At 54.1% G+C, this 9,507-nt stretch carries 6 protein-coding genes; 4 read left to right on the plus strand and 2 right to left on the minus strand.

Going from position 1 to position 9,507, the window contains the following annotated elements; translation table 11 throughout:
• Positions 1 to 1,449 (plus strand): ribonuclease E/G (locus AC2VLY_RS00065; RefSeq protein WP_486921564.1); only part of this gene is annotated, 1,449 nt, incomplete at its 5' end.
• A gap of 27 nt (positions 1,450 to 1,476) precedes the next feature.
• Here AC2VLY_RS00065 and cysS read toward each other — a convergent pair.
• Together cysS and gltX are read right to left on the minus strand one after the other, a co-directional pair.
• Positions 1,477 to 2,877, minus strand: coding sequence for a cysteine--tRNA ligase (gene cysS, locus AC2VLY_RS00070; RefSeq protein WP_486892760.1), 1,401 nt, complete (start codon positions 2,875 to 2,877; stop codon positions 1,477 to 1,479).
• Entirely contained in the window at positions 2,877 to 4,373 is a 1,497-nt protein-coding gene (gltX, locus tag AC2VLY_RS00075) for a glutamate--tRNA ligase (RefSeq protein ID WP_193651700.1), read from the minus strand. The genes cysS and gltX overlap by 1 nt, the downstream gene beginning before the upstream one ends.
• A 95-nt stretch (positions 4,374 to 4,468) precedes the next feature.
• On the opposite strand from gltX, the gene AC2VLY_RS00080 reads away from it, so the two are divergent.
• The 3 genes from AC2VLY_RS00080 to AC2VLY_RS00090 all read left to right on the plus strand — a co-directional run.
• On the plus strand, positions 4,469 to 6,964 hold the full coding sequence (locus tag AC2VLY_RS00080; protein WP_193651701.1) for a penicillin-binding protein 1A: 2,496 nt from the start codon (positions 4,469 to 4,471) through the stop codon (positions 6,962 to 6,964).
• A 39-nt stretch (positions 6,965 to 7,003) separates the two neighbouring features.
• Positions 7,004 to 8,458: a cryptochrome/photolyase family protein gene (locus tag AC2VLY_RS00085; RefSeq protein ID WP_486921565.1), complete on the plus strand. Its 1,455-nt coding sequence runs from the start codon at positions 7,004 to 7,006 to the stop codon at positions 8,456 to 8,458.
• A 162-nt stretch (positions 8,459 to 8,620) separates the two neighbouring features.
• Positions 8,621 to 9,507, plus strand: an 887-nt coding sequence (locus AC2VLY_RS00090) for an NAD(P)/FAD-dependent oxidoreductase (RefSeq protein WP_486921566.1), incomplete at its 3' end; no start/stop codon positions are given.

Consider the following 9,507-nt stretch of genomic DNA (forward strand, 5'->3'; position numbering starts at 1 on the left):
GGCCTGATTGTGGTGGACTTCATTGATATGGAGTCTCCCAAACATCAACGTGAAGTGGAAGGCAAGCTCAAGGAAGCCCTCAAGCTGGATCGGGCGCGGGTACAGCTCGGCCGTATTTCCCGCTTTGGTTTGATGGAAATGTCCCGGCAGCGGCTGGGAGCCAGCCTGGAAGAAGCTTCTACGGAACCCTGCCCGCGTTGTAATGGTACGGGCCAGATTCGCGGCTGTGAGGCAACCAGCATGCATGTGCTGCGCTTACTGCAGGAAGAATGCATGAAACCCGGGCCGGCTGAAGTGCAGTGTGAAGTACCGGTGGATGTGGCCGTTTATCTGCTCAACGAGAAACGTCTGCCGATTCTCGAACTTGAGGCAAAAACAGAAACCCGCATTGTCATCATTCCCAAGCCGGAGCTGGTAACCCCGCACTACAACATTGAGCGCACCCGCATGGAGGCGAGCGCCACGCGGACTTTGCCACAAAACCTGAACAATGCTTTACCCGCACGTCCCAGCCGTCCTGGTACCGAATCTGCGGCGCTGAGTCCGCTGACTGCACCACCACCACCCGATGTGCTGCCCCCGCTCCGCACCCCGGCGCCGGCAGCCAAAAGCAACAATACTGGCGGCAACAACAAACCTGCCGTGCCCGAAGAGGGGATTCTCGCCCGCCTGGTACGCGCTTTGGTATCGCGTTATGTCCCAGTGGACGCAGCTACCTTTCTGGCAGAAAGCAATGGCAGTGAAGCGCCGCCTGCTCCCGAAAGTGAAGTAGTCGAAGAAAATTCCGGCGAAGAAAACCGGGGCCGCCGTCGACGGCGCGGAGGTCGGCGGGCCAGAGCCCGGCGTTCCACCCAGGGTAATTCGGGAGAGAACGAAAACGCTCTGGAAACGGAGACCGGGGAAGCCACTCCGGAAACCACTCATGCAGCGCCTAAAGCAGCAGCCAAAACGCCGGCAAAGCCTGAACAGCCGGCGCCGCGTGAACTGCTGATCTATCCCGGGCCGGTTCCTGCCACGGACGACTGGCATCAAATGCTGGTAGCCACTCCGGTGAGTACAGCAGTGCTGACCGAGAGCCTCCCTACCGAGCCTGCCGTCATCGCAGCTGCCGAGGAAGCGCCGGCGGAAGCTCAGGAAGAAACCCGGGCGGAAACATCAGAAGCAGCGGAAATACAGCCTGATTCAGCTCCGGAAACCATGAGCGCCGCCACAGGGTCCGTCCTGACCTCTGATTCTGAAGCAGCAGAACTCTCGGCTGAGCCAGTGACCGGGCTGGCGGAACCTTCTGCCACCGAGAGTTCCTCGACAGCAGCTACTGTAACAAGTCCTGAAGACTGGCATTTGCCACTGTTTACTGAAACGGCAGTAACAAAGGCTGTTTCGGAAGGGGACGTTTCAGAAAGTCTTGAAGACCCCGGTCAGCAGTCCCTGCCACTGAACGACGATTAATTCGTAAAGCGGCTGCCGCCCGGCAATTCAGGCTCCATGCCGTCGCCAACTGGTGCCGGCAGGGCCATCTTCCAGAATAATTCCTGCAGCAGCCAATTCCGCACGAATGGCATCTGCGCCCGCAAAATCTTTTTTCTGGCGGGCGGCAAGGCGGGCCACTATGCGCTCTTCAATCCAGACATTATCGCTTTCATTGGAACCCCGGAAATAGCTTTCCGGGTCTTCCTGCAATATTCCCAGCATGGCTGCCAGTTCGCGCAGGAGGGTAGCCAAGGGTGCTGCCACTTCGCTTTGCTCATCTCGCAAGCGATTGATTTCCCTAGCAAGGTCAAAAAGGGTGGCGAGGGCTGCCGGAGTATGAAAGTCATCACTCATGGCGTTATGAAAGCGCTCCCGCCATTCACTGCCCAATTCGGGCACAATTTGGCGCGCTGGCATGCCGCGCAGTGCCGTGTATAGGCGCGTCAATCCGGCACGGGCCTGCTCCAGCCCTTCTTCACTATAATGCAAGGGACTGCGATATTGGCTGGAAAGAATAAAAAAGCGCAGCACTTCGCCTGAAAAAAGAGGCAGAAGCTCGCGCACCGTTAAAAAATTATTCAAGGACTTGGACATTTTTTCGTCATTGATGCGCACAAAGCCGTTATGCATCCAGTAGTGGGCAAAAGCGCACCCTGCCCCCTGGGATTGGGCAATTTCATTTTCATGGTGCGGAAACTGCAAATCGGCGCCGCCACCATGAATGTCAAAAGTGCAGCCCAAGGCATCTGCAGACATGGCCGAACACTCTATATGCCAGCCGGGCCGACCCTCACCCCAGGGTGAAGACCAGGAGGGTTCATCGGGCTTGACCGATTTCCAGAGGGCAAAATCCAGGGGATCGCGTTTATCTTCGCCCAACTCCACGCGCGCGCCCGAATTGAGTTCATCTATGGATTTACCCGAAAGCTTGCCATAGTCAGGGAAACTGCGCACGGCGTAATACACATCGCCGTTGGCAGCTGCATAGGCATGTCCCCGTTCAATCAACTCGGCAATCATGTTTTGCATGGCACCCACATGCTCCGTAGCACGCGGCTCCAGGTCCGGCTTCTGGCAGAGCAAGGCCGCTTCATCGGCATGCATGGCCTCAATGAAACGCGCGGTCAGCGCCTGAATAGACTCGCCCTGTTCCAGAGCACGACGGATAATCTTGTCGTCAATATCGGTAATATTACGCACATAGGTCACTTTCATGCCCCGTGCCCGTAAATAACGCACCACCGTATCAAAAGTGACCATGACCCGGGCGTGACCCAGATGACAGTAGTCATAGACTGTCATACCACAAACATAAATACCCACCTGCCCCGGCGTTGCCGGTTCCAGAATGGTCTTGTCACGCTGCAGGGTGTCGTAAAGAATGATGGACGGCAGGGATGGCGACATTAATTTCTCGCTTCAGATAATACGCTGGCGGCAGTACGCAGGCGCTGTTGCGCGCGCTCCATACCGATTAAAGGCAGAAGAGCTGCCAGTTCGGGACCATGACTGCGTCCTGTCAAGGCTGCCCGCAGGGGCATAAACAAGGATTTTCCTTTTAATCCACTTTCCTGCTGCAGGGTTTTGGTCCAGATCCGGTAATCTCCGGCTGACTGCTGGAGGAGCACCGCAGCCAACGGCCAGAATTCCGCCGGAGTTTCTGCAAGGGCGGCAAGTGCTGCGTCATCTTTTTCCAATTCAGCAAATGCCTCATCGGCAAAGCAACGTCTTGCCCAATCCACGGCCTCTTCGGGAAACAGCACGTTGGCGCGCACTGCTGCGACAAACTGTATTGGCAGATTTTCATCTTCACTAACAGTCTTCAACATTTTTTCCAATAAACGATTTTCAATATTGGATGAATTGGCAGCGAGCAGCCACTCCCACAGCTGTGCATCGCTCAACGCCTGCAGAGCCAGACGCTGCCAATGCTGAAGCTGAGCGACATCAAAATGCCCCGGCGCACGGCTTATTTTTTCCACCGAAAAGCCCGCAGCCAGAGCCTGATCATCCAGCAAATCAGTTTCCGCGTAGTGATGACCGAGACGGGCCAGATAATTTCGCACGGCTGCCGGGAGATAACCCTGCAATTGCAGATCACGCAAACTGGCCGCGCCGTGGCGTTTGGACAGGGGCTGACCATCACTACCCAGCAGAAGGGGCAGATGGGCATATTCGGGTATGGGCAAATCCAACGCCTGCAAAATCAGAACCTGACGCGGGGTATTGCTGAGATGATCCTCTCCGCGCAACACCAGATTCACCCCCATAAGGGCGTCGTCCAGCGCATTGGCGAAGAAAAAGGCCGGGCTGCCATCACTGCGGCGAATGACAAAATCACCCAGATCAGCCAGGGCATAGCTGCGCTCACCCCAAACCCGGTCGGGCACGATCAACATTCCCGAGTCAGGTACCCGATAGCGCAACACCGGCTGGATACCCCTGGCTTCAAGCTCACTGCGCTGCTCCGCATTCAAATGCCGACAACGTCCGCCATAGCGCGGTGGCTTGCCAGAGGCCCTTTGCACCGCCCGTTCTGCGGCCAGATCCTCGGCACTGCAATAACAAGGATAAGCCTGTCCTGTTTCCAGCAGAGCTTCGTAGTATTTTTGATAAATATCCAGGCGTTCCATCTGCCGGTAAGGACCCACCGGGCCGCCTATGTCGGGGCCTTCATCCCAGTTCAGACCCAGCCAGCGCAGGTCTTCCAACAGAGCTTTTTCATAAATTTGCGGTGAGCGGGACTGGTCTGTATCTTCCAGCCGCAGAACGAAACGACCCGCAACAGCCCGTGCTGCCAACCAGGCAAACAAGGCGGTGCGGGCATTTCCCAGATGAAGATAGCCGGTGGGGCTCGGGGCGAAGCGACTCTTTAGATTCATGGTGGTATAGTATTGCGCCATAAGCCGTCTCGCAATGACAAAACGGCAACAGGATACTTGGTAAAAGGCAGTCTCCCCTCTCTTTTGCCAAGCATTCAGGAAATGGAAGAAACAGCATGGCTCAAACCGGCAGCCCCCGTGCGCGTGGCAAGGCACCCAAACGTCCTCGTTATGGACGCTGGGTTTTATTGATCATCGCGCTGATCATCATCAACATTTTCATTGGTATCAGCATTTATGTGTATCGCATCTGGGAAACCCTGCCGCCCGTTCATGAACTGAAAGAATGGCATCCCGATGAACCCCTGCGGATTTATGCGGCGGACGGGTCGTTGCTCCAGGAAGTCGGTCCGCAAATGCGCTATGCCCTGCCCATTGACCAGATTCCGGTCAAATTGCAGGAATCTTTCATATCTGCAGAGAACGCCCGTTTTTACAGTAATAATCCACTGTACTATCCGGTCAGCTATCCGGGCATCATACGTGCGGCGCTGGTCGACCTGATCCATATGTCTCCTGTACAGGGGGCCAGCACCATCCCCGAGCAGGTTGCCCGTAATTTTTACCTTACGCCACAAAAAACCATCACCCGTAAAATTGCGGAAATTTTACTGGCTTACAAACTGGCGGACCACTTCAGTCACAAACAGATTCTGGAACTGTATCTCAATAAAATTTATCTGGGTCAGGGGGCCTACGGCGTTCAGGCTGCCGCCCGCACGTATTACGGCAAGAGTGTCGAACAACTGACATTGGGGGAAATGGCCACCATTGCCGGACTCCCGCCAGCACCCTCGGTACTGAATCCAGTCATGAATCCGGATCTTGCCAAAAAACGCCGCGCTTATGTGCTGAAGCGTCTGGTCAATCGCGGTTATATTACCAGGGCTGAAGCCGCCAAGGCCAATGCTGAACCTGTTCTTTCCCGCTTCCATGCCCAGGCTTCAGATAGTGCTCCTTACGTCACCGACTGGATCGCAAGCTGGCTGACCCAGCAATTTGGCAGTGATTTCACCTATCGCTCAGGACTCAAGGTCTACACCAGCATCATTCCCAAAGATCAGATTGCCGCCAACGAAGCCGTAGCCGTAGGACTGGAAAACTACGATATGGGACTTTCCAGCATGGACCCGAAAATCTATCGTGGGCCTGTTGCCCGTTTGAGTGGCGATGCCCTGCAAACGGCCCTTACCGGACAGCGTCCCGATGCCCTCCCGCCTCATGACCCGGCCAACCTGAAATGGGGGGTAGTCATCACTGCCAATAGCAAAACGGCTACGGTTTCACTGGAGGGCAAGAAAAACATCACCATGACCCTGCGTGATGTGCGCTGGGCCCGTCTGCGTTTCAACAGTCCCCTGCCCAGTCAGGTCGATAGTGTTTTACATAGCGGCGACCTGATCTGGCTGCGTCCCTACGTTCATGCGATGACCGCTGGGGCCGGGCAGGAATGGGGTGCCAATGTCTGGTCTTCTGCCGGAAAGGATCCGGGATGGCAGCTTACCCAGATTCCCAAGGTACAGGGCGCGCTGGTCAGTCTCGACAGCCGCAACGGCGCTATTCACGCCATGGTGGGTGGGTTCAGCTACGAACTCAGCCACTTTAATCGTGCGGTATTTGCCTATCGGCAACCCGGCTCAGGTTTTAAACCTTTTGTCTATGCTGCAGCCATGGATGCACCGGCACTGCTGGCATCCGGTCAAAGCACTTACATGACGCCCCAGACCCCCATACCGGATACCCCTCTGTCCATCACCCTGCCCGATGGGCAGGTTTATGCGCCGACCAACTACAGCAAGCAGTTCTCGAACACGCCCATACCGGTATGGTCCAATCTGGCGTACTCCCACAACGTCCCCAGTGTCCGCATTTTGATGGATATTGGCATCCCCTACGCCGCCCAGTATGTGCAGCGTTTTGGGTTTCCTGCCAAGCAGGTTCCAGAGGTACCTTCCATGGTCCTGGGTGCCGGAGATTACAGCCCGCTGCAAATGGCCAGAGCCTATTCGGTATTTTCCAGCGGTGGTTTTCTACCCCACCCTTATCTTATTACCAAAATCGTCAATGGTCGGGGAACCCAGATTTCCTTGCTGAACTGCCCCATGGGTTATGCTCCCCCATCCCAACAGACAGCCATACCGCCAGGCGTCGCCTATTTGATGACGCAAATGATGCAGCAGGTCATTAAAATTGGTACGGGTGTGGCAGCGCAAAGCCTCGGACGTAATGACATTGCCGGCAAAACCGGTACCACCAACAATGAAAACAACGCCTGGTTCAATGGTTTCAGTCCACGCATGACCACCAGCGTCTGGGTGGGTTATGACGACAACCATACCATGGGACGCTGGGCCGCCGGGGCACGGGAAGCCTTGCCGATCTGGATTCACTATATGCGTACTGCCATGGCGGGAAATCCGGCGACAGGCTTTTTCCGTCCCCCTTCGGTCACCGGGCCTACCATCAGTGGCGGCAGCAACATCATCGGGGTCAGTGATTATCTGGCGGGTTACCCCCCCATTGCGACCACTTCTTCAACCGCTTCGACAAACAGTAGTGCGGGAACCGATATGGGGAGCAAATTGATGGATACCATCAAGAACCTGTTCTGAGGAACGCCGCTTGGTTTATCTACCCTATGAGGCTACAGGATGACCATTACGATTGTCTGGTTGCGCCGGGATCTTCGTCTCGCTGATCATCCGGCCTTGTGGGAAGCCTCCCAGGAAGGAGCAGTAATACCGCTGTATATTCATGATGCTGATGCGCAGGCTGGTGCTGCCGAGCTCTGGTGGCGGCATCATAGTCTGCAACAATTACAGGAAGCGCTTGCCCGGCATGGTTTACCTTTACTGCTCAGACGTGGGAAACCTCTGCAGATTTTGCAGGAAATCATTGCCGAAACTTCGGCGCGAGCAGTTTTCTGGAATCGCCGCTATGATCCTGCTGGAATAGCTCAGGATACTGCCATCAAGGCCGAGTTGCGCAGCCAGGGTATTGCTGTGCGCTCGTTTACGGGTGATTGCCTGGTTGAACCCTGGCTGCATCATCACGACAAGAAACCCTATAAGGTTTTTACACCTTTCTGGAAAAGCCTCCTGGCTCGCTTCAGCATTGCGCCAGCATTACCAGAACCCGATTTTTCGCCTTTACCGCATGAACTGACCCAAAACCTGGTAACTGAAACTCTGGCAGATTGGCATCTGCTTCCGCAAAAACCCAATTGGGCTATTCGTTTTTCGGAATTCTGGGCCCCCGGTGAAACCGGCGCCAAAAACAGACTTCAGCAATTTTTGGATGAATCACTGGTGAACTACAGTGAGGGGCGGAATTTTCCTGCTCAAAATTCCGTATCCCGACTTTCTCCGCACCTGAGTCATGGTGAACTCAGTCCTCGTCAGATATGGCAGGAAACGCGTTTTTACCTGCGGCAACATCCTGAGCTTACGGATGAAGGGGAGCATTTTTTGCGGGAATTGGGCTGGCGGGAGTTTTCCTGGCATTTACTGTTTCATTTTCCGCAGTTGCCGGACACCCCATTGCGTCCGGAGTTTGCCGAGTTTCCCTGGCAAAAAGATGCGCTTTTGCTGGAGCGTTGGCAGTCTGGACAAACGGGTTATCCGATTGTCGATGCAGGCATGCGCGAACTTTGGCAGAGTGGCTGGATGCATAATCGGGTCCGGATGATTTGCGCGAGTTTTCTCATCAAGGATCTTCTGGTCTCCTGGCAACAGGGAGAAGCCTGGTTTTGGGATACCCTGGTGGATGCGGATCTGGCTAATAACAGCGCATCCTGGCAATGGGTTGCCGGTTCGGGTGCAGATGCAGCTCCCTATTTCCGGATTTTCAACCCGGTATTACAGGGAGAAAAATTTGATCCCGAAGGAAAATATCTGCGCCGTTGGATTCCGGAATTATCCGCTCTGCCCGATCGCTTTATTCACCAGCCTTGGGCGGCAGATCAGGACCTTCTTAAAAAGGCAGGGGTCGTTCTGGGAGACAATTATCCTCAACGGCTCATTGATCACCATGAAGCCAGACAGCGGGCCCTGGATATTTTCGAGAAACTGAAGAAAAATCATCTGGCAAAACCTGATGATTTATAATCCAATAAAAATATAATACCGTATTAATATAATGAACCAGATAACCATCCAAAAAGGTTTTGTTGAACTTTTGAGATTATCTACTACTCTTAATAGGAGACATTCATTCAATTTGGATGTTGATTATTGCAATTTCATGACGAAAAAACGGAGGGAACATTGATGAAGCCTCATGTTGTCGTTCTTGGTGGTAATTTTGCCGGTCTCGGTTCAGCCCAAAAAGTACGTGAGTTATGTGGAGAGTCGGTGCGTATCACCGTTATTGATCGCAAAAATTTCTTGCTATTTGTGCCTAATGTTCCTGCTGAAGTTTTTGAGGATCGCGATCCCAGTAAAACCCTGGCAATGGATATAGCCAGCACTCTGGATGAAGATGATATCGGTTTTATTCAGGCCGAAATCAAAGCCATTGACCCGGATGCCAAGCGTGTGGATTTTGTGCCAAATGAGCGCCCCGGTGCGGCACCCGAAAGTCTATCTTATGACTATCTGGTGGTGGCCGTGGGCAATCGTCTGGCTTATGACAAAATTGAAGGATTTGCCGAACACGGTCATACGGTCAGTGATTTTTATTACGGTAACAAATTGCGTCATTTCCTGGCCCACGAGTACAAAGGTGGCCCGGTAGCCATTGGTTCTGCCCGTTTCCATCAGGGCGATGGGACCAAAGACGTCAAACTGTATGGTGGTCATGCTTTCCCCAGTGCTGAAGCAGCCTGTGAAGGCCCGCCCGTCGAAACCATGTTGTCCATGGCTACCTGGTTAGGTCAGCATGGCAAGGGCGGTCCCGATAAAATCACGGTGTTTACCCCAGCGGCACTGATTGCTGAGGATGCTGGTGAAAAAGTAGTGGGCAAGCTCCTCGAAATCGCCGGGGGGATGGGTTTCAATTATGTCAATGAAGCCAAGGATATTACCCGTATTACCAAAGACGGTGTGGAACTGGCCAGCGGCAAAAACATTGAAGCCGAATTGAAAATTGTTTTCCCGGACTGGGTTCCCCATGATTTCATGAAAGGCCTGCCTATCAGTGATAATGAAGGCTTTGT

The organism is Acidithiobacillus sp. TH-A36 (assembly GCF_057473445.1).